1 pseudogene is annotated in these 583 nt (G+C 68.8%); it reads left to right on the forward strand.

Annotated features, from left to right (window positions below):
- Window positions 1-280: 280 nt before the first annotated feature.
- A pseudogene (locus AC5WS7_RS40625) lies at window positions 281-583 on the forward strand (CurL C-terminal domain-containing protein); the annotation flags it as partial.

A 583-nucleotide genomic window follows, 5' to 3' on the forward strand; every position in this document is an offset into this window, starting at 1 on the left:
GCCCGAACAAGCATTCCATCGGCCGGACAGTCCCACGGTCGACGCACTCGACGGTGCCGTGCCTGCTGGAAGTGCCGCCGAAAGCGTTGCGCCCCTTGGCAATGGCGCGCAACCCGGCGGTGATGCGACCGACGGTGCCGAACTGGTCGGCGGAACAGCTGACGAGCGGGCATCCGTGGGGGAGGGCTCGCCCGGTGGTATCGGGGTCGGGCGCGATACGCGCGATGGTGCCGCGTCGGCCGGGAGCGCACCCGATACCGCTGTGCCTGGTGCGGATCTGCCCGTGGTGCCGTGGGTGTTGTCGGGGAAATCCGCCGAGGCGTTGGCCGGGCAGGCCGCGCGGCTGCTGGAATACGTTCGGGAGCATCCGGAATCGGGCGCGGCCGATATCGGGTTTTCGCTGGCGGGCCGGTCGGAGTTCGAGCATCGGGCGGTGGTCGTCGGTGGTCATCGCGATGAGTTGATGCGCGGACTGAGCGGTTTCGTTGCGGGGGAACCCGGTCGGAATGTGGTGCACGGACGCGCCGGAACGACCGGTAAGACGGTGTTCGTTTTTCCTGGTCAGGGTTCGCAGTGGCTGGGG

It is taken from the genome of Nocardia sp. PLKS1-43 (assembly GCF_059510335.1).